Origin of the sequence: Streptomyces purpurascens (assembly GCF_045040895.1) — a bacterium.
Classification (GTDB): domain Bacteria; phylum Actinomycetota; class Actinomycetes; order Streptomycetales; family Streptomycetaceae; genus Streptomyces; species Streptomyces purpurascens.
In genome coordinates, this window is record NZ_CP108341.1 from 4,674,705 (window position 1) to 4,699,892 (window position 25,188).

26 protein-coding genes and 1 tRNA gene are annotated in these 25,188 nt (G+C 69.0%); 15 read left to right on the forward strand and 12 right to left on the reverse strand.

The window, feature by feature from the left end:
• Positions 1-56 precede the first annotated feature (56 nt).
• Complete coding sequence (locus OHU35_RS21300) at positions 57-1,382, forward strand: ABC transporter substrate-binding protein (RefSeq protein WP_405506385.1); 1,326 nt, start codon at positions 57-59, stop codon at positions 1,380-1,382.
• Between the two features lie 9 nt (positions 1,383-1,391).
• Entirely contained in the window at positions 1,392-2,138 is a 747-nt protein-coding gene (locus OHU35_RS21305) for a class I SAM-dependent methyltransferase (RefSeq protein WP_189727166.1), read from the forward strand.
• Between the two features lie 99 nt (positions 2,139-2,237).
• Here OHU35_RS21305 and OHU35_RS21310 read toward each other — a convergent pair whose 3' ends face one another.
• A complete protein-coding gene (locus OHU35_RS21310; RefSeq protein WP_189727165.1) occupies positions 2,238-2,939 on the reverse strand; it encodes a DUF5324 family protein in 702 nt (233 codons plus the stop codon).
• 353 nt (positions 2,940-3,292) lie between these two features.
• Between OHU35_RS21310 and OHU35_RS21315 the strand changes: the two genes are divergently transcribed.
• The gene (locus tag OHU35_RS21315) at positions 3,293-3,820 is read left to right on the forward strand and encodes a peptidylprolyl isomerase (RefSeq protein WP_189727164.1); all 528 of its coding nucleotides are present in this window, start codon (positions 3,293-3,295) and stop codon (positions 3,818-3,820) included.
• 136 nt (positions 3,821-3,956) lie between these two features.
• Positions 3,957-4,847 (forward strand): rhomboid family intramembrane serine protease, encoded by an 891-nt coding sequence (locus OHU35_RS21320; RefSeq protein ID WP_189727163.1) that lies wholly within the window; start codon positions 3,957-3,959, stop codon positions 4,845-4,847.
• Between the two features lie 255 nt (positions 4,848-5,102).
• On the opposite strand, the gene crgA is transcribed toward OHU35_RS21320, so the two are convergent.
• On the reverse strand, positions 5,103-5,357 hold the full coding sequence (gene crgA, locus OHU35_RS21325) for a cell division protein CrgA (RefSeq protein WP_189727162.1): 255 nt from the start codon (positions 5,355-5,357) through the stop codon (positions 5,103-5,105).
• A 139-nt stretch (positions 5,358-5,496) separates the two neighbouring features.
• On the opposite strand from crgA, the gene OHU35_RS21330 reads away from it, so the two are divergent.
• From OHU35_RS21330 to OHU35_RS21355, 6 genes are read left to right on the forward strand one after another with little or no spacing between them, the layout of a single operon-like run.
• A complete protein-coding gene (locus OHU35_RS21330) occupies positions 5,497-6,276 on the forward strand; it encodes a DUF881 domain-containing protein (RefSeq protein WP_189727161.1) in 780 nt (259 codons plus the stop codon).
• Between the two features lie 23 nt (positions 6,277-6,299).
• Entirely contained in the window at positions 6,300-6,977 is a 678-nt protein-coding gene (locus OHU35_RS21335; protein WP_405506389.1) for a class E sortase, read from the forward strand.
• 17 nt (positions 6,978-6,994) lie between these two features.
• Entirely contained in the window at positions 6,995-7,192 is a 198-nt protein-coding gene (locus OHU35_RS21340) for a hypothetical protein (RefSeq protein WP_189727378.1), read from the forward strand.
• Entirely contained in the window at positions 7,189-7,827 is a 639-nt protein-coding gene (locus OHU35_RS21345; protein WP_189727159.1) for an aminodeoxychorismate/anthranilate synthase component II, read from the forward strand. The genes OHU35_RS21340 and OHU35_RS21345 overlap by 4 nt, the downstream gene beginning before the upstream one ends.
• Complete coding sequence (locus OHU35_RS21350) at positions 7,824-8,999, forward strand: class E sortase (RefSeq protein ID WP_405506391.1); 1,176 nt, start codon at positions 7,824-7,826, stop codon at positions 8,997-8,999. The genes OHU35_RS21345 and OHU35_RS21350 overlap by 4 nt, the downstream gene beginning before the upstream one ends.
• A gap of 13 nt (positions 9,000-9,012) precedes the next feature.
• The gene (locus OHU35_RS21355) at positions 9,013-9,765 is read left to right on the forward strand and encodes a class E sortase (protein WP_189727158.1); all 753 of its coding nucleotides are present in this window, start codon (positions 9,013-9,015) and stop codon (positions 9,763-9,765) included.
• Between the two features lie 94 nt (positions 9,766-9,859).
• Here the strand turns inward: OHU35_RS21355 and OHU35_RS21360 are convergent, their stop codons facing one another.
• The 9 genes from OHU35_RS21360 to OHU35_RS21400 form a co-directional block, all read right to left on the reverse strand.
• A complete protein-coding gene (locus OHU35_RS21360) occupies positions 9,860-10,891 on the reverse strand; it encodes a restriction endonuclease (RefSeq protein ID WP_229873170.1) in 1,032 nt (343 codons plus the stop codon).
• Between the two features lie 126 nt (positions 10,892-11,017).
• Complete coding sequence (locus OHU35_RS21365; protein ID WP_359891212.1) at positions 11,018-11,143, reverse strand: hypothetical protein; 126 nt, start codon at positions 11,141-11,143, stop codon at positions 11,018-11,020.
• 113 nt (positions 11,144-11,256) lie between these two features.
• Entirely contained in the window at positions 11,257-11,649 is a 393-nt protein-coding gene (locus tag OHU35_RS21370) for a hypothetical protein (RefSeq protein ID WP_189727156.1), read from the reverse strand.
• A 106-nt stretch (positions 11,650-11,755) separates the two neighbouring features.
• Positions 11,756-13,777, reverse strand: a complete 2,022-nt coding sequence (pknB, locus tag OHU35_RS21375; protein ID WP_405506394.1) for a Stk1 family PASTA domain-containing Ser/Thr kinase — start codon at positions 13,775-13,777, stop codon at positions 11,756-11,758.
• 169 nt (positions 13,778-13,946) lie between these two features.
• Positions 13,947-15,425, reverse strand: a complete 1,479-nt coding sequence (locus OHU35_RS21380) for a penicillin-binding protein 2 (protein WP_189727154.1) — start codon at positions 15,423-15,425, stop codon at positions 13,947-13,949.
• On the reverse strand, positions 15,422-16,879 hold the full coding sequence (locus tag OHU35_RS21385; RefSeq protein WP_189727153.1) for an FtsW/RodA/SpoVE family cell cycle protein: 1,458 nt from the start codon (positions 16,877-16,879) through the stop codon (positions 15,422-15,424). Before OHU35_RS21385 ends, OHU35_RS21380 begins: the two co-directional genes overlap by 4 nt.
• Positions 16,880-16,906: 27 nt before the next feature.
• The gene (locus tag OHU35_RS21390) at positions 16,907-18,460 is read right to left on the reverse strand and encodes a Stp1/IreP family PP2C-type Ser/Thr phosphatase (RefSeq protein ID WP_189727152.1); all 1,554 of its coding nucleotides are present in this window, start codon (positions 18,458-18,460) and stop codon (positions 16,907-16,909) included.
• A gap of 138 nt (positions 18,461-18,598) precedes the next feature.
• Positions 18,599-19,108, reverse strand: a complete 510-nt coding sequence (locus OHU35_RS21395; RefSeq protein ID WP_189727151.1) for an FHA domain-containing protein — start codon at positions 19,106-19,108, stop codon at positions 18,599-18,601.
• 10 nt (positions 19,109-19,118) lie between these two features.
• On the reverse strand, positions 19,119-19,991 hold the full coding sequence (locus tag OHU35_RS21400) for a DUF3662 and FHA domain-containing protein (RefSeq protein WP_189727150.1): 873 nt from the start codon (positions 19,989-19,991) through the stop codon (positions 19,119-19,121).
• A gap of 483 nt (positions 19,992-20,474) precedes the next feature.
• Here OHU35_RS21400 and OHU35_RS21405 point away from each other — a divergent pair.
• From OHU35_RS21405 to OHU35_RS21425, 5 genes are all read left to right on the forward strand, one after another.
• A tRNA-Leu gene (locus OHU35_RS21405) sits at positions 20,475-20,558 on the forward strand.
• Positions 20,559-20,839: 281 nt separating this feature from the next.
• A complete protein-coding gene (locus tag OHU35_RS21410) occupies positions 20,840-21,778 on the forward strand; it encodes an ABC transporter ATP-binding protein (protein ID WP_359891199.1) in 939 nt (312 codons plus the stop codon).
• Positions 21,778-22,623 carry an ABC transporter permease gene (locus tag OHU35_RS21415; protein ID WP_405506398.1) on the forward strand — a complete coding sequence of 282 codons (846 nt, stop codon included), beginning with the start codon at positions 21,778-21,780 and terminating at the stop codon, positions 22,621-22,623. Before OHU35_RS21410 ends, OHU35_RS21415 begins: the two co-directional genes overlap by 1 nt.
• A 25-nt stretch (positions 22,624-22,648) precedes the next feature.
• Entirely contained in the window at positions 22,649-23,989 is a 1,341-nt protein-coding gene (locus OHU35_RS21420) for a sensor histidine kinase (protein WP_405506400.1), read from the forward strand.
• The gene (locus OHU35_RS21425) at positions 23,986-24,651 is read left to right on the forward strand and encodes a response regulator transcription factor (protein ID WP_189727146.1); all 666 of its coding nucleotides are present in this window, start codon (positions 23,986-23,988) and stop codon (positions 24,649-24,651) included. Before OHU35_RS21420 ends, OHU35_RS21425 begins: the two co-directional genes overlap by 4 nt.
• Here the strand turns inward: OHU35_RS21425 and OHU35_RS21430 are convergent.
• Positions 24,648-25,175 (reverse strand): helix-turn-helix domain-containing protein, encoded by a 528-nt coding sequence (locus tag OHU35_RS21430; protein WP_189727145.1) that lies wholly within the window; start codon positions 25,173-25,175, stop codon positions 24,648-24,650. The genes OHU35_RS21425 and OHU35_RS21430 overlap by 4 nt on opposite strands.
• Positions 25,176-25,188 lie beyond the last annotated feature (13 nt).

The following is a 25,188-nucleotide window of genomic DNA, read 5'->3' on the forward strand; positions in this document are numbered from 1 at the left end:
CCAGCGGCACGGTTCGCGCCAAAAACGCAGCAGTATCGCGCCAAAGGGGAAGCGGCATGTCCAAGCCGATCCGAGTGGAAACGGACCTGATTCCGTCGGGTCTCTACGGCGCGGCCGACGACTGGACCGGCCTGACCATCACGCGCCAACTCGCCCGCCCGCTCTTCGTGGAAGGCCCCGGCCGCACCCTGAGGCCAGGCCTGCTGCACCACGCGCTCCGCCTGGACGAGAAACGCTGGGACTTCGCCCTGCGGCCCGGTGCGCGGTGGTCCGACGGCCGGCCGATCCACGCTCGCGACATCGCCCGCCACATCGCCGCAGTCGCCAAGCAGGCAGGCCCCTTCGCCTGGCTCGTGTCGCTCATCGAGCAGATCCAGCCCCTCGACCCCGACCGGCTGCTGCTGACCACCCGCCACCCCGTCGGCGATCTGCCCGCACTCCTGGCCAACCCCGTCTTCGGCCCCCGGCACAGCGACCCGGCCGTCACCAGCGGCGCCTACACCCCGGCCGCCGGCCCACCCGGTGAAATCCGCCTGCGGGCAACCGGCCCCTGGCCCGATGTCACCTACGTCCTGTCCTCCGGCGCCGAGCACGGGCAGCGCCTCTACGACCGAAGAGCCGTCGACATCACCTGCCCGACGACGTTCCCCGTGCCCCGGTGGGCGCATCGCGCCGACTACCCGGACCTGCAGGTCGACGACCTCGACATCGCCGTCGCCCTCCTGCCGCCGAGCAGCATGGCCGCGGCACACAAGCAGGCCATCGCAGCCGCCCTCGACCGGCAGGACCTGTCCCGCAGGCTGCACGGCGCCCTCAGCCCACTCGACTCCTTCACCGGCCTGTGGGACCCCCACCGACCCACCGCACCGGCCCGCTCGGCACACGAACTGTTCCCCGCGGCCGGGCGCACCCCCATCCGCCTGGTCTTCCCGGACTTCTCACCGAACCAGGAGACGGCCCGCGTCCTCGCCGACCAGATCGGCGAGAACACCGGACTCACCCTCCGGCCCGAGGCCATCGAATACCGGGCCTATCTCACCGAGCTCCACACCACGCACCGCGAAGACTTCCGCCTCGTGCTGATGGCCTCGCCCTGGCCCGACCCGGTTGCCCTCCTTCTCCCCTTCACCCGCCGCCCAGCGGACCGGCTCCCCGGCGGACCCGCGTCCGCGTTCAAGGACATCGTGCACCGGGCCCTCGCCGCGGACGACCTCCAGGACCGGCTCGGCCACTGCGCCCAGGCCGAACAGCTGCTGAGCGCGACCGGCGAAGTCTGCCTGTTCGGACGGCTCAGGTCGGCCGCCCGGCTGCGCGTGAAGAACTACGTCAGCCCGCCGTCCGGCTGGGCCGACCTGTCGGTGTGCGAACCCCCGCAAGACTGAGGACAGGCGATGGCAAAGATCAATTACCTCAAGGTCAACGAGCAGTACTGGGACTCCAACAGCGAGCTCTACCACGATGCCCACCCCGAGCACTTCGACCCCGACCGGCACCCCTCCTGGGGCATCTGGCACCTTCCCGAGAGCGACCTCAAGATCTTCACCGACGACCTCCCGGCCGGCTCCCGGATCATCGACCTCGGCTGCGGCATCGGACACGACACCACCGGGTTCGCCCGCGCCGGATACGAGGCCTACGGAGTCGAACTCTCCTCCGGCCAGCTCTCGCGCGCCCTCGGCGAAGGAGCCGCGGGCTTCGTCCAAGCCGCCGCGGAGCGCCTGCCGTTCCGTTCAGGAGTCTTCGACGCGGCCTTCTGCGACCACGGCGCGTTCGACTTCTCCCCACCCCGGCGCCTGCTCCAGGAAGCCCACCGCGTGCTCCGCCCCGGCGGCATCCTCGGCCTGTGCACCTACTCCCCGCTCCTGCAGATGTGCTTCGACAACCAGAGCGGCACCGTCGGCGAGCGCCTCGCGAACCCCTACGGCGACACCCGGATGCAGTACGGCGGCGATGTGGTCGTCTTCCACTCCACCTACGCCCAGTGGATCGACATGTTCCGGGACTGCGGATTCTCCATCGAACGACTGGTGGAACCCATCGCCCCGGCCGGCGGCGCCACCTACTTCAAGGAGGCCCTCGACCGGAACTGGGCCGAGAAGTGGCCGGCGGAAGTGGTGTGGAAGGTACGCAAGACCTGAGCCCGAGCTTGTTTCACGTGAAACAGCACGGCAGGGCGGGAGACTCGCAAAGTCGGACCTCGAGTCTCCCGCCCCGCCGTGCTGTTGCCCGGGCGGCCGTCAGGAACGGTCGTCGCGCTGAGCGGTCTCTTCCTCTGCCTGCTTCGCCTGGACCTCCGGGTCCAGAACCGACTGGCCGCTGCCGTCCACGGAGGACAGCCGGCCCGACTCGGGAACCTCCGTCGCGGCGGGCGGCTCCACCAGCCAGTCCGGGTTCGCCTGCTTGTCCCACCACTTCCAGGCGGCGAAGGCACCACCGGCGAGGGCGCCCAGAATCGCCAGCGTCTTCACGGCACGGCCGGCCCTCGCCCGCCGCTCCTGCTTGCGGACCAGCTTCTGGATCTCCTTCGACGAGACCTGACCGCGCAGCGCGGCCATCGCGGCCACACTCCGGGCGGCGGCCTCGGTCGTGACGGGCCCGGCCGCGGCCATCGCCTGCTCAAGCCTCGGCCGTGAGTAGTCCGCCGCCTGCCTTGCGGCCTTGCGTGTGCGGACGGCGGCTTCCTGGGCGGCCTGGTCGACCTTCGGCGGCACATGCGTACGGGCCTGCTCCAGATACGGCTGCACATGGGCGCCGTACTGAACGCGTGCCTGTCCGGCGGCCTGGGTCACCTTGGGCGCCAGCCGTACGCGTGCCTCGTGTGCGTAGTGCGTTGCCCTGTCCTTGGCCGTGTCGGCGTAGGGCGCCACCACTTCCGCGGCGTGCAGCACGCTGTCCTTCGCCGAACCGGTCGCGGCGCGCACGCTGTCGATGCGGGTCACGGGTTCCTCCTCCTCGGTGGCGTACGGTATTTCGACTTTCCACCCTTTTACGGATCATGCCTCCGGGTGCGCCGCCAGGCATGCGCGGACGGGCATCCGGGTCACGGGAAACGGCCCCGGGCCGTCTCGGGTCGAACGCCGATCACGTGCAATAGCGGATGAATCGGGGGCAACAGGAGCTTGTCGTCGACAATGCCACGGATCGTCGCCGCGCGCCCCCGCCCCGGGACTACTCGACTGGTTTTCCGCAACCGATCGGCCCTGTTTCCCCCTGGCGAACGGAGGTCAGGCGACGCGGGGCGCCGGCCATGCGAGGATCAGGGAGTCACGGAAAGACAACGGAAGGCAGGATCGTGGCCGAGCAGCTCTACGCCACCCTGAAGACCAACCACGGCGACATCGAAGTCCGGCTTCTGCCGAACCACGCCCCCAAGACGGTCAAGAACTTCGTCGAGCTCGCCCAGGGCGAGCGGGAGTGGACTCACCCCGAGACCGGGAAGAAGTCCACGGACAAGCTCTACGACGGTACGGTCTTCCACCGGGTGATCAGTGGCTTCATGATCCAGGGCGGTGACCCGCTGGGCAACGGCACCGGCGGTCCCGGCTACCAGTTCGAGGACGAGTTCCACCCGGACCTGCGCTTCGACAAGCCCTACCTGCTGGCGATGGCCAACGCAGGCCCGGGCACCAACGGCTCGCAGTTCTTCGTCACCGTCTCCCCGACGGCGTGGCTGAACCGCAAGCACACCATCTTCGGCGAGGTCACCGACGCGGCGAGCCAGAAGGTCGTGGACACCATCGCCACGATCCAGACGAACCCGCGCACCGACCGCCCGGTCAACGACGTGATCATCGAGTCGGTCGTCATCGAGACGCGCTGAGCACGAAGGCCCCCACAGGGGAACCAATCGCCCCGCTCGTCCGTAAGGATGGGCGGGGCGGGGCTTTTCCCACCACGGCTTTCACGACCCACGGGTTCCACCACAGACCCTCGGCTTCCACGACATAGGGGATCTCATGGACGACCAGGCTGCGGGCAGCCCGCAGGACGCCCACAGCGTCCCCATGTGCTATCGCCACCCGGACCGCGAGACCGGCATCCGCTGCACCCGCTGCGAGCGCCCGATCTGCCCCGAGTGCATGGTCAACGCCTCCGTCGGATTCCACTGCCCCGAGTGCGTCCGCACCGGCTCCGGCACAGGTCACGCGCCCACCGCCGCCATGCCCCGGACGATCGCGGGCGGCGCGATCGCCTCCGACCCCCGTCTGCTGACCAAGATCCTCATCGGAATCAACCTGGCGGTGTTCATCGCCGTCCAGGTCCGCGAGTCGATCCTCACCGACATCGTCCTGCTCGGCGCGTGGCCGCCGGCGCCCTTCACGCCCACCCAGGGCGTGGCGGGAGGCGAGTGGTACCGCATGGTGACGTCGATGTTCACGCACCAGGAGATCTGGCACATCGCGTTCAACATGCTCAGCCTGTGGTGGCTGGGCGGCCCGCTCGAAGCGGCCCTCGGCCGTGTCCGCTACCTCGCGCTCTACCTCGTCTCGGGTCTCGCGGGCAGTGCCCTGGCCTATCTGCTGGCCTCTCCGAACACGGCCACGCTCGGCGCCTCCGGCGCGATCTTCGGCCTCTTCGGCGCCACGGCCGTGCTGATGCGCCGGCTCAACTACGACATGCGGCCGATCATCGCGCTCCTGGTGATCAACCTGATCTTCACCTTCAGCCCGGGCTTCAACATCTCCTGGCAGGCCCACATCGGCGGCCTCGTCGCCGGTGTCGTCCTCGGATACGCCATGGTTCACGCCCCCCGCGCGCGCCGCGCACTGGTCCAGTACGGCACCTGCGCACTGGTCCTCGGCGTGGTCGTCCTGGTGACCCTCCTGAGGACGGCCCAGCTCAGCTGAGCGTGATGTTGTCCACAGCGGGTGGCGAATCTTGTGCATACGGTGCGGGAACACATGTGCCCCCTGTCACCGACCTGCGTTTCCGCAGGTCAGGCAGGTGGCGAACAGGTTTTCGACCTCCGGTACTTCCGTCGTACCGGCGTCAACACTCAACGAGTTATCCACAGATCGTCTTTCTTTTCCACCTGTGGATAACCGCTGTGGATAACTCAGCGAACAGCCCTGGGCAGAGCTGCGGTCAGCGTCCGGTGACCGCTACTTCCACTGTGTGGAGACACCGAATCCGGCGGCGATGAAGCCGAAGCCCACCACGATGTTCCAGTTGCCCAGCGTGTCGATGGGCAGCGAGCCGTCGGTGACGTAGAAGACGACGATCCAGGCCAGACCGATGAGGAACATGGCCAGCATGACGGGCGCGACCCAGGACCGGTTGGTCAGCTTGATGGCGGTCGCCTGCTTCGCCGGCGGCGGCGTGTAGTCGGCCTTCTTGCGGATACGTGACTTCGGCACGAGGGTCTCTCCTGTCGATGCGCTGCGTGGCCGCGCAGGGAACTGGGTCTGGCTCGGGGCAGCGTGAGGGGACTCTGAGTGCTCCCCCGGTCGTCCGTTAGCGTAGTGCTTCCGTGGCGCCGAAGGAGATAAGGGTACGTTGAGCAATTCTGCCGACTCCCCCGGGACGGGATCCACCCCTGAGCGCGCGCGCCGCTTCCGGCCCGTGCGAATCCTCACGGCGGCCGTCTTCGCTCTCGCGGGTCTCATCTTCTTCACCAGCTTCAACACCGCCAAGGGCACCAACATCCGCACGGACAGTTCCCTGCTGAAGCTGTCCGACCTCATCCATGAGCGCAGCCGTGAGAACGGCGAACTGGACGAGACCAACGGAACCCTGCGCCAGGACATAGAGGCGCTCGCCGAGCGCGACGACGGCAGCACCAAGGCGGAGGACGACAAGCTCGCCGCCCTGGAGGAGCGCGCGGGCACCCAGAAGCTCAAGGGCGATTCGCTGACGGTCACCCTCAATGACGCCCCGCCGGACGCCACCGCCAAGCTGCCCGGCTATCCCGAGCCGCAGCCCGACTTCCTGGTGATCCACCAGCAGGACCTCCAGGCCGTGGTGAACGCGCTGTGGCAGGGCGGGGCCAAGGGCATCAAGGTCATGGACCAGCGGCTGATCTCCACCAGCGCGGTGCGCTGCGTGGGCAACACCCTGATCCTCCAGGGCCGCGTCTACTCGCCGCCGTACAAGATCACGGCGGTCGGTGACCCGGGCAAGCTGCAGAGGACGCTCGCGGCGTCCCCGGCGATCCAGAACTACATGGTCTACGTCAACGTCTACGGGCTCGGCTGGAAAGTCGAGGAGAACGGGCCGGTGACTCTTCCCGGCTACTCGGGCACAGTGGATCTGCACCACGCGAAGCCCGTGGAATAGGAGCCAGGCCGGGGGAGCTGCCGGTGCGCGTGATCGTCAGGACCGTCAGCGAACTGTGCATCACCGTCGGCAGCGTGATCGTGCTGTTCGTCGTCTATGTGCTGTTCTGGACCGGTGTGAAGGCCGACCATGTCATGGACGACCAGATCGACCTGCTCCAGAAGGAGTGGTCGAGGCCCCGTCCGTCGGCCGAGGGATCCCCTGCGAGTCCGCTGAGGCCGGCGCCCTACGCCAAGGGCAGGCCTTTCGCGATCATGTACATCCCGCGTCTTGGTTTCACGTGGAACAAGCCGGTGCTCGAGGGCACCGCGACCGGCACCCTGAAGAAGGGCCTCGGGCACTACGCGGACACCGCCCAGCTGGGGCAGAAGGGGAACTTCGCGGTCGCCGGCCATCGCCGCACCTATGGCGACCCCTTCAAGGACTTTCCCAGGCTGCGGCGCGGCGATGCGGTGGTGCTGACCGACGGCACGACATGGTTCACGTATCGGATCGACAAAGGCCCGTACAAAACAGTGCCCTCGGACATCGAGGTGATCGACCCTGTTCCACGTACTTCCGGGTACACGCGTCCGGGCCGGTATCTGACGCTGACCACGTGCGAACCGGAATGGGGTCACAGTCATCGTCTGATCGTCTGGGCGCACCTGGACTCCACCCAGCCTGTGGAGGCCGGGAAACCTGAGGCGTTGCGCCGTTAGTCTGGTGGCTGTACGGCGTGGGTCTGGTGCCGTGGTACGACGGAAGGGACGGCATGTACGGCTGGGTCTGGCGGCATCTGCCGGGGAACACGTGGGTGAAGGCGCTGATCTCACTCGCCCTGGTCGTGGCCGTGGTCTATGTCCTCTTCCAGTTCGTCTTCCCGTGGGCGGAACCGCTTCTGCCCTTCAACGATGTGACGGTGGACAACCAGTGAGCGCGCGGATTCTCGTGGTCGACAACTACGACAGCTTCGTCTTCAACCTGGTCCAGTACCTGTACCAGCTGGGCGCCGAGTGCGAGGTCCTGCGCAACGACGAGGTGTCGACGGCGCACGCCCAGGACGGCTTCGACGGTGTTCTGCTCTCCCCGGGTCCCGGTACTCCGGAGCAGGCGGGCGTCTGTGTGGACATGGTCCGGCACTGCGCCGCCACGGGTGTCCCGGTCTTCGGCGTCTGCCTCGGCATGCAGTCGATGCAGGTGGCGTACGGCGGGGTCGTGGACCGCGCGCCCGAGCTTCTGCACGGCAAGACGTCGCCGGTGGAGCACGCGGGCAAGGGCGTCTTCGCGGGTCTGCCCTCGCCCTTCACGGCGACGCGCTACCACTCGCTGGCCGCCGAGCCGGCCACGGTCCCGGCCGAGCTGGAGGTCACGGCCCGGACGCACGACGGCATAGTGATGGGCCTGAGGCACCGGGAACTGCCGGTCGAGGGTGTGCAGTTCCACCCCGAGTCGGTGCTGACCGAGCACGGGCACCGGATGCTGGCCAACTGGCTGGTGGAGTGCGGCGACCAGGGCGCGGTGGCGAGGTCGGCGGGGCTCGCCCCGGTGGTGGGCAGGGCCTCGGCGTGACGGCGCTGCGCCCCGAGCGCGAGTCCGACACCTCGTACGGGCAGCAGTCGTACGGGGCGCGGGGTGCGTTCGAGGACTGGTCGGGCTCGGGGGCGTACGGCGCTTCCCCGCAGCCGGAACCGCAGCCGAACCCGCAGCCGAACCCGCAGCCACAGCCGTACATGTCAGGGCCGGAGCCGGATCCGTACGCGGCGTCGTACGAGCCTCTTCCTGAGGAGCCGTACCTGCCTCCCGTCGACGAGGAGACGGTGGCGCTGCGGATACCGGATCCGCCGCCGGCGGCCGGTGACTCCATGGCGGGTTCTCCGGGCTCTTCCGCCCCGCGGCAGGCCGGACCCGCCCACGGTGGCCGGGCGGCCCGCAGAAAGGCCGCCAAAGGCCGTCACGGGCGCCATGGCGGCGCTCCGGACACCCGCTCGGCTCAGGATGGCCCGGCGCGGGAGGGGCGGCGGGCGCCGCTTTCACGGGTCGAGGCGCGGCGGCAGGCGAAGGCGCGCAAGCCGGGCGCGGCGGTCGTCGCCAGCCGGGCGATCGGTGAGGTGTTCATCACGACCGGCGTGCTGATGCTGCTGTTCGTCACCTACCAGCTGTGGTGGACGAACGTCCGGGCGCACGCGCAGGCGGGCAGCGAGGCCAGCAGCCTCCAGGACGACTGGGCGAGCGGCAAGCGCAAGCCGGGGGCCTTCGAGCCGGGGCAGGGCTTCGCCATCCTGCACATCCCGAAGCTGGACGTGGTCGTGCCGATCGCCGAGGGCACCAGCAACAAGGGCGTCCTGGACCGGGGCATGGTCGGGCACTACGCGGACGGCGCGCTGAAGACCGCGATGCCGGGCGACAAGAGCGGCAACTTCGGGCTCGCGGGGCACCGCAACACCCATGGAGAACCGTTCCGGTACATCAACAGGCTCACGCCGGGTGATCCGATCGTCGTGGAGACGCAGGACGAGTACTTCGTCTACAAGATGGCGTCGATCCTGCCGGTGACCCCGCCGAGCAACACGAGCGTCCTGAAGCCCGTCCCCACCGGGTCGGGCTTCACCGAGCCCGGCCGTTACATCACGCTGACCACGTGCACGCCGGAGTTCACCAGCAAGTACCGGATGATCGTCTGGGGCAAGATGGTCGAGGAACGGCCGCGCAGCAAGGGCAAGCCGGATGCGCTCGTCAGTTAAGGGCAGATGACCAGTGGCAGCGACCACCGACACGGATCACGAAGAGCACATCGGCGCGCCCGCGTCACGGCCGGCCGCGGCACGCCGCCGGCCCGGCCCGATCGCCATAGCGGTCAGTGTCTTCGGGGAACTCCTGATCACCGCGGGCCTGGTTCTCGGTCTGTTCGTCGTCTACTCGCTGTGGTGGACGAACGTCGTCGCCGACCGCGCGGCCGGCAAGCAGGCGGACAAGGTCCGTGACGACTGGGCCCACGGGCGGGGCGGGCCCGGTGTGCTGGACACCAAGAACGGCATCGGCTTCCTGCACGTGCCCGCGATGAAGAACGGCGAGGTCCTGGTCGAGAAGGGCACGTCGAACAAGATCCTCAACGACGGTGTCGCCGGCTACTACACCGACCCCGTCAAGTCGGCCCTGCCGATGTCGGGCAAGAACGGCAACTTCTCCCTCGCGGCCCATCGCGACGGCCACGGCGCCCGGTTCCACAACATCGACAAGATCAAGAAGGGCGACCCGATCGTCTTCGAGACGAAGGACAAGTGGTACGTCTACAAGGTCTACGACATCCTTCCCGAGACCTCGAAGTACAACGTCAAGGTCCTGTCCAAGGTCCCGAAGGAATCGGGGAAGAAGAAGCCGGGCCACTACATCACCCTGACGACGTGCACGCCGGTGTACACGAGCACGTACCGCTACATCGTGTGGGGTGAGCTGGAGCGGGTGGAGAAGGTGGACAGCGAGCGGACTCCGCCGGAGGAACTGGGCTGATCGTCCTCCTTGGGGGAGGCCGGCCGCTAGCATGACGGAGGCCCGAAGCCGCAACCATCTTTTGCGGCTTCGGGCCTTTTGTCGTGGTCCGGTTTCACTCCAGGACGGTCAGTGGCGCCCCGGCGCTCCACTCCTCCAGCAGCCCGCGGTGTACGGCGGTGATGCCGCTCTCGGCTGCGATGTTCAGGGCGTCGCGGGTGAAGGGGCAGGTCGCCACGAACAGGGCCACCTCGGATTGGTGCAGGACCTTGGCGGCCCCGACGAACTTCTGGACGTCGGGGCTGGTGATGGAGAGGTGCGGCGCGAATCTCTTGCACTGGACGACGATGCGCCGCCCGTCGGCCGTGAGTGCGGTGATGTCGATGCCACGGTCCCTTCCGCCGCCTTGAACGACGACGTTGGTGCAGCCGTCGCGGCGCAGCAACTCGGCGACGCGTTCTTCGAACTCGCGGCCGTTCATGGCGTCCATGGAGGCCATGACTCCGGCGAGGGGACGGTCTTCGCGGGGGCCTTCCAGCCGCTGCAGCCGGGCGTTGTGCTGTCGGAGCCGCTTTTCGATGCGCTGGACGCCTGCCCGTAGGGCGATGAGCTCTCGCTGGTGCTCGCCCGACGTTTCGATCAGGGCGTTGAACATGGGGACGACGGTCTTGCCCAGGATGTGGGTGATGCGCTGGTCGATCCGGTCGTCGAGGGATACGACGTCGGCCGTGACAGGGTTTTCCACAGGCTGTGTGCGGGCCTGGTACTCCATGTCGAGGAGATAGACACGCACGTGACGTGCGACTTCGCTGTCACGGAGCAGCATGGCGACGTTGAGGACGGCGCGTCTGGAGAAGAGGGCGAGGGACCGGGTGCGGGACTGGATTCCACTGAGGTTCTTGAAGGACCTCAGTTCTTCGCCGGTCAGCAGGCCGTAGCCGTTGGCCTCCAGCTCGGTTCGGTTGTCCTTGACAAGTGACTTGATGGCTTCGAGACCGACCTCGAAGTACGTCGCCACCATCGCCGTCGTCACATGCATCCCGTCCGGCAGCAGCGTCAGTGTTTTGACTCTGTCGAGTACGTCCGTGCGGTCTAGCACGCTGCAGCGCAGAGTCGGCGATTCCAGCAGTGCGGTTTCGTTGATCACGTCTTGCCCTTCGGCTCGTACGGCCGGGATGGAGTTCCGATGCCTCACCCCACCCGGTGAACGAGTCATGAAATGTGAAGACACGATCGATGGGCGTACGAGTCTGCGAGGCAGACCTAAAACGCCCTAACGCTGAAGCGGCGCGCCCAGCACCAGGCGGATCCCGGGCTCCGGGTCGAAGTGCTGCTGAGGCAGGACTACCTGACGGAACATCATGCCGTCGAGGCAGTCGAACAGGACGCGGCGGGTCATGTGGGTCAGGGCTTCGACGAAGGCCTCGGGTTCTTCTCAGGACAAAGCCGAAGGGGCCTGCCCGCACGACCTGCGGGCAAGCCCCCTTCGGCTACTCGTCATTCCACCGTGGCTCAGGTGGTGAGGTTGTACTTGAAGCCGCTGAACTTGTCGCCGCTCTTGATGAGCGAGACGCGCACGCCGACCTTGATGTTCTCGGGCACCTGGCTCCCGAAGCACTGGTACTCGTGCGTCAGGGCGGGCTGCTTCGTCTTCAGCTGGGCGATCGTCTTGTAGTCGCTCATCCTGAAGAGGTGGATCTCGACGGCGTAGCCATCGCTCTGGTCGTCGTAGACGGTCAGGCAGTCCCCGTCATGACCGAAAGCGCCCCTGCCGCCCGGGTCCCAGTCCGTCGTCTCGACGAAGCCGCTGTTGGTCCCGGCGTTCGCCGTCCCCGAGGCGAGGAAGGTCAGGGCGCAGGCAGCCCCCAGGGCCGCCACGATTCGCTTCTTGATGATTACCCCCATGTGGTCATGTCGCGTTCAAGACGCGATCATGGCGTGATCATAACCCGGCAGACAGGAAGGCGCCCCAGCACCGAGGGTGCTGGGGCGCCTTCCGTACGGGGCGCGGTCAGTCGTCTTCGCTGCGGCCGTTGAGGCCGCCGAAGATGCCGCCGTTGCCGTTGCCGCCGTTGTTGTTGCCGCCTCCGACGCCGACGGTCTGGAGGGTGACCGTCGTGGCTGCCGGGTCGTCGACCTCCTGGTTGCCCTGTGGGTCCTGGCCGGTGACCAGGGCGGTGTCACTCTGGTCGCTGCCGCCCGCGAACTGGATGTTCGTGAAGCCGGCCGCCGCCAGGGCCTGCTTGGCCTGGCCGACCGTCTGGCCGACGACCTGAGGCACGCGCGCCTTCTGCTTCTCCTTCTTGCCGATCTGGATGTTGACCGACGAGTTCTTGTCGACCGAGGAGCCGGCCTGCGGTGTGGTCTGGATGACCTTGCCGACCTGGTTGTCGTCCTGGGTGTCGACCTCGGTGCAGTTGCCGACCAGGTTGTTGGCCGTCATCTGTGCCCTTGCCTGGTCACAGCTCTGGCCGAGCACGTCAGGGACGGTGGACTTCTCCTCCGCCTTGGCGATGGTGAGGGTGATGGTGGAACCCTTCTCCACCTCCTCGCCCAGGGCCGGGTCCTGCTCGAGGACGGTGCCGGGGTCCTCGGAGTTCTCCTTCTGCTTCGTCTCGACCTTGAACTGGTACTTGTCGCCCTCCAGCGTTGCCCTGGCGTCGTCGATGATGTCGCCGACGACACTCGGCACGGCAACCTTCGGCGCCCCGGTCGACACCACGAGGTTGATGGTGTCGCCCTTCTTGACGTCCGCCCCGGCATTCGGGTCCTGGTCGCAGACCTTGCCCTTGCTCTGGTCCTCGCAGGGCTTGTTGGTGGTGGCCACCTTGAGATCGCTGTTCTTCGCCAGTCTCTTGGCGTCGTTCACCGTTTCGCCGACGAAGTTCGGAGTGGGAACCGCGTCGTTGCCGACCCCGTTGCCACTGAACGCCCACCGCCCGATCAGGATCGCGCCCACCAGCACCAGGATGCCCGCCGCCACCAGCAGGATCGTGGAGGTGCTGGACTTGCGCTGCTGCCCGCGGCGCCGGTCGGGGCGGTCGTCGTAGCCGTAGCCGCCGTCGTCCGGGTTCATGGGGGGCAGCATGGACGTGGCGCCCGCGCCGGAGTCCGCGCGCAGGGCCGTCGTCGGCTGGTCGTCGGGGTAGCCGCCGTAGCCCACCGAGCCCATCGCGGCCGTGGCCGCGACCGGCTGGCCGTCGAGGCAGGCCTCGATGTCGGCGCGCATCTCGTCGGCCGACTGGTAACGGTAGTCGGGGTCCTTGACGAGGGCCTTCAGCACGATCGCGTCCATCTCGGGCGTGATCTCGGGGTCGAAGACCGACGGGGACTGGGGCTCTTCCCGTACGTGCTGGTACGCGACGGCGACCGGGGAGTCGCCGACGAACGGCGGACGGACCGTCAGGAGCTCGTAGAGCAGACAGCCGGTCGAGTAGAGGTCCGACCTCGCGTCGACCTGCTCGCCCTTCGCCTGCTCCGGAGAGAGGTACTGGGCGGTGCCGATGACGGCCGAGGTCTGGGTCATCGTCATGCCGGAGTCGCCCATGGCGCGGGCGATGCCGAAGTCCATGACCTTGACCTGGCCGTTGCGTGTCAGCATGACGTTGGCCGGCTTGATGTCGCGGTGGACGATGCCGGCTCTGTGCGAGTACTCCAGGGCCTGGAGGATGCCGATGGTCATCTCCAGCGTCCGCTCCGGCAGCAGCTTGCGGCCGGAGTGCAGAAGCTCACGGAGCGTCGAGCCGTCCACGTACTCCATGACGATGTACGGGATCGACACGTTGTCGATGTAGTCCTCGCCCGTGTCGTAGACCGCGACGATCGCGGGATGGTTGAGCGAGGCGGCCGACTGGGCCTCCCGGCGGAACCGGGCCTGGAAGGAAGGGTCACGCGCGAGATCCGCGCGCAGCGTCTTCACCGCCACGGTGCGGCCGAGGCGGGTGTCATGCGCGAGGTAGACCTCCGCCATGCCACCACGCCCGAGCACCTGGCCCAGTTCGTACCGGCCGCCGAGGCGACGCGGCTCTTCCATAGCTACCTACCAGCCCTCTCCGTCGGTCCCGACCGGCACGCTTGTACGGTCGGAGGCTGCCGTCCGGGCCTACCGTACCCGGCTCGCTTTGTGTGACCTGGCCAAGCCCGTCAGCCGATACAGGACCGGTATCGCAACGTGCACCGATGTGAAACAGACGTGAGCGGGGTCACTTCTTGCTGTTGATGACCGCCTCCATCACGTTCCTCGCGATCGGCGCCGCGAGGCCGCCGCCGGAGATGTCGTCACGGACGGCGTTGTCGTCCTCGATCACGACCGCCACGGCCACCGGTGCGCCGCCGTCGCTGTCCTTGGCGTAGGAGATGAACCACGCGTAGGGGTTCTCACTGTTGTCGACACCGTGCTGGGCGGTACCGGTCTTGCCGCCCACCTTGACGCCCGGGATCTTGGCGTTCGCGCCCGTGCCCTTGTCGACGACCGTCTCCATCATCGACTGGAGGATCTGGGCGTTCTCCGAGGACATCGGCTGGCTGAGCTCTTCCGGCTCGGTCTTCTCGATGGTGTCGACGCTGCGGGCCTGGAGCTCGTCGACCATGTACGGCTTCATCAGCTTGCCGTCGTTGGCGACGGCCGAGGCGACCATGGCCATCTGCAGCGGGGTCGAGGCGGTGTTGAACTGGCCGATCGACGACAGCGCGGTCTCCGACGGGTTCATGCCGTCGGAGAAGACCGAGGCGTTGGCGCGGACCGGGGTGAACTGCTCCTCGGTGAAGCCGAACTTCTTGGCCATCGCGAGCATCTTCTCGTTGCCGAGGTCGGAGCCGATCTTGCCGAAGACGGTGTTGCAGGAGTACTGGAGCGCCACCCGCAGGGTCGCGTTCTTGCAGGGGATGTTCCCCTCGTTCTTCAGCGGGGTCGTGGTCCCCGGCATGGTCCACGGCAGCGGCGTCGTGGTCTTCTGGTCCGCCTCCGTGTACAGCCCGTCCTCCAGCGCGGCGGCCGCGGTGAGCACCTTGAAGGTGGATCCCGGCGGGTAGGTCTCGCGCAGCGCCCGGTTGAGCGTCGGGTCGTCGGGGTTGTTCTTCTTCTCCAGCTTCTGCCAGGCCTTGGTGTCCGTGGTCGTGGAGTTGCCGGCGAACGACGACGGGTCGTACGACGGGTAGGAGGACAGCGCCAGGATCTTGCCGGTGGACGGCTCCAGAGCCACCACCGCTCCCTTGCCGCCCTGCTTCTTCAGACCGTTGTACGCGGCCTTCTGCGCGGCGCCGTTCAGCGTCGTGACGACGTTGCCGCCCTCTTGCTTCTTGCCCGTGAGCATGTCGAGGGTGTTGCGGAAGAACAGCCGGTCGTCGTTGCCGGTGAGGATGCCGTCCTCGAGGTTCTCCAGCTGCGTGGCACCGAAGGCCTGCGAGGCGTAGCCGGTGACCGGCGCCCACATCGCGCCGTCCTTGTAGGTGCGCTTCCACTTGAAGTCGCTGCCGGACGTCTCCGTGGAACCGGTGATCGGTTTGCCGTCGACGATGATGTCGCCGCGCGGGGAGGCGTAGCGCTCGATGGTGACCCGGCGGTTGTTCTTGTTGGTGCGGAGTTCGTCGGCCTGGACGTACTGGATCCAGTTGTCGCGGATCAGCAGGGCCAGGACGAGGAGACCGCAGAAGATCGCGATCCGGCGCAGGGGCTTGTTCATGACGGGCGGACCACCTGGGTCATCTCGGCGTCGGGGTTGCTTGCCGGGGCGGGGGCCGGGCGGCGTGCGGTGTCGCTGATGCGCAGCAGGATGCCGATCAGGGCCCAGTTGGCGATCACGGAGGATCCGCCGTAGGCGACGAACGGCAGCGTCATACCGGTCAGCGGGATGAGGCCCATCACACCGCCGGCCACGACGAAGACCTGGAGGCCGAAGGCACCGGACAGGCCGATGGCCAGCAGCTTGCCGAACGGGTCGCGGGCCGCGAGCGAGGTGCGCACGCCCCGCTCGATGATCAGGCCGTAGATCAGCAGGATCGCCATGACGCCCGCAAGACCCAGCTCCTCGCCGAAGGTCGCGAGGATGAAGTCGGAGTTGGCGGCGAAGCCGATGAGGTCGGAGTTGCCCTGCCCGAGTCCGGTGCCGAGGGTGCCGCCCGAGCCGAAGGCCCACAGGGCCTGCATGGCCTGCTCGGAGTGGACGATTCCGTCCTGGACGCCGGCCCGGCTGAGCTCGAACTCGTGCAGCGGGTCGAGCCAGGCCTGCACACGGGTCTGGATGTGCGGTTCGAAGCTCGCCACACCGACGGCGCCGACCGCGGACATCAGCAGACCGAAGACGATCCAGCTGGTCCGCTCGGTGGCGACGTACAGCATGATGACGAACATCCCGAAGAACAGCAGGGATGTGCCGAGGTCGGTCTCGAAGACCAGGATGAGGATCGACATCACCCAGACGACCAGGATCGGACCCAGGTCGCGGCCGCGCGGCAGGTACAGGCCCATGAAGCGGCGGCTGGCCAGGGCCAGGGCGTCCCGCTTGACCATGAGGTAGCCGGCGAAGAAGACCGCGAGGGCGATCTTCGCGAACTCACCGGGCTGGAGCGTGCCGAGGCCGGGAATCTTGATCCAGATCTTGGCGCCGTAGACGTCCGCGCCGAGGCCGGGCACGAGCGGCAGGACCAGCAGGAACAGCGCTCCGGCCATGGAGATGTAGGTGTAGCGCTGCAGGACGCGGTGGTCCTTGAGGAAGATCAGCACGGCCACCAGCAGGGCGACGCCCATCGCGGAGTACAGCAGCTGGCGGGGAGCCGCCTCGACGAACGAGCTGGACGCCTGCAGCTTCTTCGACTGGTCCAGCCGCCAGATGACGACCAGGCCGATGCCGTTCAGCAGCGTGGCCAGCGGCAGCATCAGCGGGTCCGCGTACGGCGCGAACTTCCGTACGACGAGATGGCCCACGCCTGCCAGCAGGCCGAGACCCAGGCCGTAGCTCAGCAGGCCGGCGGGCACCTCGTCGTTGATGGCCAGCCCGACGTTGAGGTAGGCGAAGACCGGGATGACCACGGCGAACACCAGCAGCGCCAGTTCGGTGTTGCGCCGGCTCGGCGCACCGATCGCGCCGATCGTGGACGTGTGGTGCGTCGGCGAGTTCGACGTATTCGTACTGCTCATCGTGTGACAGGGCCTCTCACGGCTTGCCTACTGCTTACCGCACAGCGAGACGACCTTCTGCTCTTCCTCCGAGAGGCTGGGGCCGGGGCTGGGAGTAGGTGCGGTCGTGGACGGGTTCGGGGACTTGTCAGGCGCCGACGGAGAGCCCGACGGGTTCGACGGGTTCGGCGTCGGTGTGGCCTTGGACGTGAAGGAGGCGGGAGTGGTTCCCGTGGTGCCCCCGGCCTCGCCTTCGCCGGTCTTGGAGTTGTTCCGGCTCTCGGCGTCGCGCCGCTGCGCTTCCTTCTTGCACGCGGAGGCCTGCACGGACAGTTCCTGGATCTTCGCCTGGGCGTTCTTCAGGCCGCCCTCGGCGATGGTCGCCTCGACCAGCTTCTGCTGATAGGGCGGCAGGTACTTGAGTTCGATCTCGGGGTGGTCCTTCTCGACCTCCGACAGCGACACCCAGGCCAGATCCTGGCTGATGCCCCGGTACAGGGCGACGTGCTCGTCCTCGGTGCCGACGTAGTACTGCGTCTGCGTCCAGCGCCAGCCGCCGTACAGACCGCCGCCGATGACGGCCAGCGCGAGGGCGCCGTAGAAGGATCTCTTCAGCCAGCGGCCCTTGCGCCGCGGCTTGACGAAGTCGTCGTCGCCGTAGTCCAGGCCGGTCGCCGGGATGTAGCCGGTGGTGTCGCCGGAGCCGGGCGGGCCGAACTCGCCTCCGCCGCCGTGCCCGTGCCCGTGGCGGCCGAGGCCGGAGGCGCGGCCGGCGGGGGTCTGCATGATGCCGTTGTCGTGCAGCTGGTGCTGGTTCTCGGCGACGGCGCCGACCACGACCGGGGTGTCGGAGAGCTGGCCCGCGAGGGTGTCGCCGGTGTCCAGGTCGAGGACGTCGGCGACGATCACGGTGATGTTGTCCGGGCCGCCGCCGCGCAGCGCCAGCTCGATCAGGTTCTGGACGGTCTCCTGCGGGCCCTGGTAGCTGGCGAGGGTGTCTTCCAGGGTCTGGTGGGACACCACGCCGGACAGGCCGTCGGAGCAGATCAGGTAGCGGTCGCCGGCGCGGACCTCGCGGATGGACAGGTCCGGCTCGACGTGGTCGCCGGAGCCGAGCGCCCGCATCAGCAGCGACCGCTGCGGGTGGGTCGTCGCCTCTTCCTCGGTGATGCGGCCCTCGTCGACCAGGCGCTGCACCCAGGTGTGGTCCTGCGTGATCTGCGTGAGGACGCCGTCGCGGAGGAGGTAGGCGCGGGAGTCGCCGACGTGTACGAGGCCGAGGCGCTGGCCCGTCCAGAGCAGGGCGGTCAGGGTGGTCCCCATGCCCTCCAGCTGGGGGTCCTCCTCGACCATGGAGCGCAGCTGGTCGTTGGCGCGCTGTACGGCCGTGCCGAGCGAGGTGAGGACGTCGGAGCCGGGGACGTCGTCGTCGAGCGCGACGATGGTGGAGATCGCCTCGGAGGAGGCGACCTCACCGGCCGCGGCGCCGCCCATGCCGTCGGCGATGGCGAGCAGGCGCGGGCCGGCGTAACCGGAGTCCTCGTTGCCCTCCCGGATCATCCCCTTGTGCGATCCGGCGGCGAAGCGCAGTGACAGACTCATGCGCACCTCGCCTGTCGGCTCCGGGTACAGCCGGTCGTGTCGAGCCACACTGCCCACCCTCCGGTCGGGAGCGCGCGGGGGCCCGGGAGGCCCGCCACCGCGTGCTCGCTCCGCTCGCGCTCATTCATTGGTGTAGCACTACTTCCGCAGCTCGATGACGGTCTTGCCGATGCGGATCGGCGCGCCCAGCGCAATCGGTGTGGGAGTCGTCAGCCGGTTCCGGTCCAGGTACGTGCCGTTGGTGGAGCCGAGGTCCTCGACGATCCACTGGCCGTCGCGGTCCGGGTAGATCCTGGCATGACGGCTGGACGCGTAGTCGTCGTCCAGCACGATCGTCGAGTCGTGCGCCCGGCCCAGGGAGATGGTCTGGCCCTGGAGCGCGACCGTCGTGCCGGTGAGGGTGCCCTCGGTCACGACCAGCTTGGTGGGGGCGTTACGGCCGCGTCGGCCGCCGGCGGACTGCTGGCGCTGCTGCGGTGGCGCCTGGCGGGCGGCCTGCTGCTGCCGGCCGGCCTCGCGGCGCGATCCGCGCTGCGTGACACGCGTCCCGAACAGGTCGCTGCGGATGACCTGCACGGCCACGATCACGAACAGCCACAGTACGGCCAGGAAACCCAGCCGCATGACCGTGAGGGTCAGCTCTGACATTGCCCCCGCTTCACCCTTCGGCTTGCCGGTAAATGATGGTGGTGCTGCCCACGACGATCCGCGAGCCGTCGCGGAGCGTAGCGCGGGTGGTGTGCTGCCCGTCCACCACGATGCCGTTGGTGGATCCGAGATCCTGGATCGTCGAGGGCGTTCCGGTCCGGATCTCGCAGTGCCGGCGGGAGACGCCGGGGTCGTCGATCCGCACGTCGGCGTCGGTGCTGCGGCCCATCACGAGCGTCGCGCGGGAGATCTGATGGCGGGTGCCGTTGATCTCGATCCAGTGGCGGGTGCGTCCGCCGGCGGCCGGGGCGGCGGGAGGCCGCTGGCCGCCTGCGGGCTGCGGGTAGCCGTACCCGCCGGGGCGGCCGCCGGGCGGCGGCGCGGACGGCATGGGCGGTGCGCCGGCGGGCGATCCGGCGCCCGGCGGGTAGCCGTAGCCACCGCCGCGTCCGCCCTGCGGGGCGGCGGGCGCGGCGGCGCCGCCTCCCGGGCCGTCCTGCTGGCTGCTGGAGGAGGCGAGCGTACGGCTGCGCACCCGGTACAGACCGGTGTCGAGGTCGTCCGCCTTCTCCAGGTGGACCTTGATCGGGCCCATGAAGGTGTAGCGCTGCTGCTTGGCGTAGTCGCGCACCATGCCGGCGAGCTCGTCGCCGAGCTGGCCGGAGTAGGGGCTGAGCCGCTCGAAGTCCGGCGTGCTCAGCTCGACGATGAAGTCGTTGGGCACGACCGTCCGGTCGCGGTTCCAGATGGTGGCGTTGTTGTCGCACTCGCGCTGGAGCGCTCCCGCGATCTCCACGGGCTGGACCTCGGACTTGAACACCTTGGCAAAGGTGCCGTTGACCAGACCTTCGAGACGTTGCTCGAACTTCTTCAGGACTCCCATGGGGCACCTCCTCCTTGGCTGCCGTCCTGTGTACTGCCCTGCGGGCCGCTTGCCGGGTACTGCTGGTACTGCTTACTGATCGTATCCACGCGCCGGTCGATCGGCTGGTTCCCCCTGTCAGTGCGGCCGACGGGTGTCGACGCCTGACGAAGTTCCCTGTGGAGCTCTTCTTCGAACTCCTCCGGTGGTACTGCTGCGCGTCACCGCTTCGCGTACCCCTGCCAAGGATCGTAGAGGCGGCCGTGGACCAGTGTCCCGCACCGGGCTGCGGACCCGGACCGCCTCCTGGGGAGACAAGGGGTACCGGTACGAGGTTGATACGTGAAGCAGTGCGTGTTGATACGTGGCCAGGGCATCGAAGGTTCGGGGGCGGGTCTGCCTGCGGGGACAAGGGATGTGAACCCACCCCGTGCTGCGTGCTAATGTTCTGGGTGTCGGAAGGCGCCGGCCCGCAAGGTGCAGGAGCCCAGGACACACCCAAATGCGCGGGTGGCGGAATAGGCAGACGCGCTGGATTCAGGTTCCAGTGCCCGCAAGGGCGTGGGGGTTCAACTCCCCCCTCGCGCACAGTGAGAACCGATGAAACGGGTCTCTGCCGGTGACGGAAGTCACGGCAGGGGCCCGTTTCTCGTTTCCGTGATCCCTGTGAGGCATCACACAGCCTGGTCAGGCCCACCGACGGGCCTCGTGCGTGAGCTATCTCACGAGTGGTACCGCGGTACCACTCGGGCGCCGAAGAGTCGCCTCCGGTCCCAGGGTCCGGGCGCGCCGCGCTCCTAGCTTCGAGGGCAGGCATCGCGGCGCGTCCGCGGGCCGGTCCGAGTACGAGGCGGGAAAGGCCCACTCCCATGATCGAAGCGCGAGAGCTGACGAAGCGCTACGGCGACAAGACGGTCGTCGACAACCTGAGCTTCACCGTCGAGCCCGGTGAGGTCACCGGTTTCCTCGGCCCCAACGGTGCGGGCAAGTCCACGACGATGCGCATGATCGTCGGCCTGGACTCCCCGACCAGGGGCTCGGTCACGGTGGGCGGCAAGGCGTACGCCCGGCACGCCGCTCCCCTGCAGGAGATCGGCACGCTGCTGGAGGCCAAGTCCGTCCACCCCGGGCGCAGTGCGCGCAGCCATCTGATGGCGCTCGCGCACACCCACGGCATTCCGCGCCGCCGGGTGGACGAGGTCATAGAGCTGGCCGGACTGACCAGCGTGGCCGGCAAGCGGGTCGGCGCCTTCTCGCTCGGCATGGGCCAGCGGCTCGGCATCGCCTCCGCCCTGCTCGGCGATCCGGCGATCGTCATGCTCGACGAACCGGTCAACGGCCTCGACCCCGAGGGCGTGCTGTGGGTGCGCAATCTGCTGCGCTCCCTGGCCGACGAGGGCCGGGCCGTGATGCTGTCCTCGCACCTGATGAGCGAGACCGCGCTGATCGCCGACCACCTGGTGATCATCGGCCGGGGACGGCTGCTCGCCGACACGACCGTCGACGACTTCACCCGGGAGGCCGGCGGGGGAGGCGTGAAGGTCTGCGCCGCCGAGGCCATGCGGCTGCGCTCTCTGCTGGCCGGACCGGACGTCACGATCAGCTCCTCCTCCGCCGAGGAACTGCTGGTCGCCGGACGGGACGCCCGAGAGATCGGGGCGATCGCCGCGCAGCACGGGGTGACGCTGTACGAACTCACCCCGCAGGCCGTCTCGCTGGAGGCGGCGTTCATGGACCTCACCCGGGATGTCGTCGAGTACCAGAGTGCTCCGGCCGGTCCCGGCGGCTCCGAGCGAAAGGCCGCCTGATGACCGTCACCAGCCTCGCCCCCGCCTCCTCCCCGGTCCGCACCACGAAGTACAGGGTGACCGGCATCCGGGTGCTGCGCTCGGAATGGGCCAAGTTCTGGTCGCTGCGCTCCAGTTGGATCACGCTGGGCGTCGCCGTGTTCCTGCTGGTCCTCTTCGGGGCGATCGCCAGCTACACCTACAGTCCGGATGCCGTCGCGACCGGCGGGCCGCCCGGTCCCGGAAGCGGCGGCGGTGACAGCGACGCGGTCGGTCTCGCCCTGACCGGGGTGACCTTCGCGTCCCTGGCCATCGGGGTGCTCGGGGTGCTGCTGTCCGCGGGCGAGTACAGCACCGGCATGATCCGCTCCACCCTCGCCGCGGTTCCCCGCCGGCTGCCCGTGCTGTGGGCCAAGGCCGCCGTGATCGGGCCCATCGCCCTGGTCCTGGCCACCGTCGGTGCGCTGGCCGCGTTCCAGCTGGGCACGCCGGGCCTGGACGGCGAGAGGATCGCGCTCTCCCTGAGCGACGACGGCGTGCTGCGCAGCCTGGCCGGTGCCGGGGTCTATCTCGGCCTGGTGGCGGTGTTCGGCGTGGCCCTGGGTGTGCTGATCCGCTCCTCAGCGGGGGCCATCGCGGCCCTGGTCGGAGTCCTGCTCATCCTCCCCGGTCTGGCCTCGCTGCTGCCCGACTCCTGGTACGACACCCTCAGCCCCTACTTCCCCAGCAACGCGGGGTCGGCCGTCTACGCCCTGCACGAGTCCTCGGGCGCCCTCTCGCCGGGGGCCGGGCTCGCGGTCTTCGCCGGCTGGGTGGCGCTCACCCTCGCCGGGGCCGCGTTCCGGCTCCGCGGGACCGACGCCTGACCAGGGCACGAGGACAATGGTGTCCATGAGCGCGGAACGCGCGGCGGCCGCCGCGGACACCGCCCGGGGGGCGGCGCTCCCGCCCTCCGGGTTCGACGCCGACTGGGCCCACCCGGTCCTGGGGCGGATGTGGCGCGGTCAGCAGGACCGGCAGCGGCTGGACCGCCGGCATCCGTGGCTGCTCGACACGGTGGTGGTGCTGTTCGTCTTCCTGATCAGCCTGCCCGACCTGCTCGCCGACCGCGGCCACGGTCCCTTCGGTGAAGCGGTCCACCGAGCTCAGCTGCCGTCCGGGGCCCTGTACCTCTTCGCCGCCGCCCTCATCGTGCCGCTGTGGTGGCGGCGCAGGGCCCCGGCCGTGACCTTCTTCGTGATCGCGTCCGTGTCCCTGGTGCAGTGGTCGTTCGGGGTGTGGCAGCAGGCCGGCGTCAGTACGCTCGTCGCCCTGTACTCCCTGGCGCTGCACGGTTCGTTGCGGGCGCTGGGCTGGGCCGCCGCGGTGACGGTCGCCGAGACGACGGTGGCGGTCTGCGTCCTGGTCGACATCGGGAATCCGCTGCGCGGCATCTTCTTCCTGCTGGGGACGGCGACGGCGGCCCTGGCCGTCGGGCTGACCCTGCGGATCCGCCGGATGTATCTGGCGGCGCTGGAGGACCGCGCCCGGCGCCTGGAGGTCGAGCGCGATCAGCGGGTCCGGCTCACCGCCGCGGCCGAGCGCTCCCGGGTCGCCCGCGAGATGCACGACATCGTCGGCCACAATCTCTCGGTCATGGTCAGTGTGGCCGACGGCGCCGCGACCCTCGCCGCCCACCGGAACGAACAGTCCGCCGAGGCCCTGCGGATCCTCGGTGACACCGGCCGCCAGGCCATGAGCGAGCTGCGCCGCATGCTGGGTGTCCTGCGCGAGGACCGGGAGGACGAGCGGCCGCTCGGCCCGCAGCCCGGCATCCGGGATCTCGACGCCCTGCTGGCCCGGGTCCGCGCGGCCGGGGTGCCGGTGACGTACCGGACCGTGGGTGATCTCGACGGGCTGGGCGGCGGGGTGCAGCTCACCGTGTACCGCATCGTCCAGGAAGCGCTGACCAACACCCTCAAGCACGCCGGGGCCGGCACGTCCGCCGAGGTCACCCTCGCCGTCGAGGCGGGCGAGGTACGGGTGCGGGTCGCCGACACCGGGGCACCGCCGGGGGCACCCCCGCGGGCGAGACCGGCGACGCGGGACGACGGCCCCGGCCACGGCCTGGTCGGCATCCGCCAGCGGGCCGCCATGTACGGCGGGACCGTCACCATCGGACCGCGCGACACCGGCCACGGGTGGCTCGTGGACGTCGTGCTCGACGTACCACCGGGAGAACGACTGCCATGACCACCGTCCTCGTCGCCGACGACCAGCCCCTGCAGCGCATGGGCGTCCGCATGCTCCTGCAGGGCACGCCGGGCCTGGAACCCGTGGGCGAGGCCGAGCACGGCGCCGAGGCCGTCCGCATGGCCGCCGAGCTCCGTCCCGACGTCGTCCTCATGGACGTCCGCATGCCCGGCATGGACGGCATCGAGGCCACCCGCCGTATCGTCGCGTCCGGCGGCCGCACCCGCGTCCTCATCGTGACGACCTTCGACCTGGACGAGTACGCCTACGAGGGACTGCGGGCCGGTGCCAGCGGCTTCCTGCTCAAGGACGCCCGCCCCGAGGAACTCGTCGCCGGCATCCACGCGGTCGCGACCGGCGACGCCGTCGTGGCTCCCCGGCTGACCCGGCGCCTGCTGGACGCCTACGCCCACCAGGTCCTCGCACCGGCCGGCACACCCGTGCCGGACCCGCGGCTGCGGGCCCTCAGCGACCGTGAACGCGAGGTACTGGTGGCGATCGGGCAGGGCTGGACCAACGCGGAGATCGCCGAACGGCTCGTTCTCAGCGAGTCCACGGTGAAGAAGCACGTCGGACGGGTCCTCGCCAAGATCGGGGCCCGCGACCGGATCCAGGCCGTGATCACCGCCTACGACGCCGGGCTGGTCAGGGCGAAGTCCTAGACCCGGCGGCCGTCCCCCAGCGTCCGTCCGGGGGCGAAACGCTCCTGTACGGCGGGGTCGTCCAGGAGGCGGGGCGGGTAGCCGGGGCCGGTGCGGGCGGTCAGGTCCTGGTGGCGCAGGGGCTCGCCGCAGGAGGAGCAGACGACCCGGGCCTCGGTGTCGTGGTCGCAGGACGTGTGGTGCAGGACGACCGGGGCGCCCTCGTCGCCGGCCAGCCAGCGGTCGCCCCAGGCGTTGAGCGCGGCGAGGACGCCGAAGAAGTCGCGGCCCTTGTCCGTCAGCAGGTACTCGTGGCGGACCGGGTCGGTCTGGTAGGCGCGCCGCCGCAGGAGGCCCTCGGACTCCAGGCGGCGCAGCCGGTCGGTGAGGGTGTTGCGGGCGATGCCGAGCGAGCCGATGAAGCCGTCGAAGCGGGACTCGCCGTAGAAGACCTCGCGCAGCACCAGCAGGGTCCAGGCGTCGCCCAGGATGTCGGCGGTGCGGGCGATCGAGCAGGGCCAGGTGTCGAACGAGGTCCGTCGCATGGCTCCACTTTAT